Source organism: Lysinibacillus sp. RU7 (assembly GCF_057837305.1).
The window spans coordinates 1-1,639 of sequence record NZ_JBYQFK010000054.1 but is presented as its reverse complement, the minus strand read 5'-3'; the positions used below and the strand labels follow the sequence as shown (position 1 = coordinate 1,639).

Sequence of the window (1,639 nt, the reverse complement as noted above, 5' to 3'; positions counted from 1 at the left end):
CTGTATACTTAAGAGATATTTCATGAAAAAGATGAGATTTAGCCCATTCATTCGTTCCTTTTTTCATAAAAACAGGTTCATTTCATTTTTTTATGGGTAATATGAAGATAGTTCCTAAAAATGGCCGACTTTAATACACCTGTCAAAATGGCGTTTTAAAATGAGGCATTTTTGTCAACTTTCATTAGCTAAACAGAGTCCAGTGGTCCTGCTTAATCGTTTTCATTTGGTTTTTCTTAATAATTGGAATAAAGTCTCTCCAAATGGTTCGCCACGTCTGAAAACTCTTTGTACTTGCTTCTGAAAGTTGATTTATTTTTTTACTCATTAATCGAATAGTCAGATCCTCACTCAGTTGTTTTTGAAACGCTCCCCAAATCATTTTTCTTACGCTTGCCATGCCAAGTACACTTAATAAAAGTACAATACATTGTGTATAAAAATGACACAGCCATCGTTCAATCTTTACATTTTTTATTTGATGAATTTTCAAATGTGATTTCCAAGTTTTAAACAAAAGCTCAATTTGCCAGCGTAAACTATAAAGTTGGCCAATCTCTTTTCCTGAAACGGTGTCGGGTAAATTGGTTAAATAAATGGTGACACCTGCTAAGGCCAGCATATTCGCTTTTGGCGTTTGTTTCGATTTTTTTTGTCGCTTGCGTGTCATTCGTTTTTTATGTGCTGCTTCTTGCGCTTCCGTCTGTCGATAAATAACGCAACGCATGGGCATCTTCTTGTGCCGACCAATATACATAATTGGCCATTCCTTCGAACAACCTCTTTCTAAATCCTGTATTTCATCCAGCATATGCACACGTGTATAACGGGATTTTTCTACATACGTACCATCTGGATGAAGAGGAGGATTTTCTACTTCTAAAAAGAATTGTGTATCTAAACGAGCACGTGTAAGGAAATACGCACCACAACGTTCCATTTCTTCAAACAAATCTAACTGATAATAACCAAGGTCTTGTATGCATAAATCTTTCGGTTCAAGAGAAGTGAGTCGTTGGCATCCCGCTTGTATATCAGCTGCTTTTCCATCCTCTGGACATAACCACAAAAGTTGACCACTTAAATAATCCAATTCCACTTGAATTTTGATGCCAGCTTCTTTTGTTCCTTTAAATGTGGACTCATAAGCAACCGGTAATTTAAATCCTGTACCATCTAAAATCCTTAAACGTTTGAAAGGGAATTTTTTATCAATGGGCATGGAAGCGAGTGTTTTCTGAGACTGAAGCTGGAAAAGTTCTTCAAAAATCGCGCTTAAAAAATGGACACATTGTCCGTCAAATCGCTTGTTTCATCCTGCTCTTGTCATGGGCACTTGATGTAATCGAAGGTCTAGGCAAAGTTCATTTAATGTTTCTGAGACGAGTTTTGTGTGATTTCGAAAAAGAAATGGTAGAAAATTGGAGACCTTTAATTGACGCTCACGCTGAATGAATCCCGTTTGTCGTGCGAGTTCATTTATTTTTGATGAACGTAACAATTGAAAACATGTTTTCAAATGAGTTAATCCATAATTTGTCATAGTAAACCTCCTCTAAGCTGTGTTAGTTATCTTTACCAACTTAAAGGAGATTTCAACCTCAATTTGTTAAGTATACAGCTATGGTCTCGTGCCTCC

1 protein-coding gene and 1 pseudogene are annotated in these 1,639 nt (G+C 36.4%); both read right to left on the bottom strand.

The features are described 5' to 3' along the window. Positions 1–184: 184 nt before the first annotated feature. Positions 185–1,300, bottom strand: a pseudogene (locus tag AC3II9_RS21345) (IS4 family transposase); the annotation flags it as partial. 12 nt (positions 1,301–1,312) lie between these two features. Beyond that, entirely contained in the window at positions 1,313–1,543 is a 231-nt protein-coding gene (locus tag AC3II9_RS21340; RefSeq protein ID WP_489158710.1) for a hypothetical protein, read from the bottom strand. Positions 1,544–1,639 lie beyond the last annotated feature (96 nt).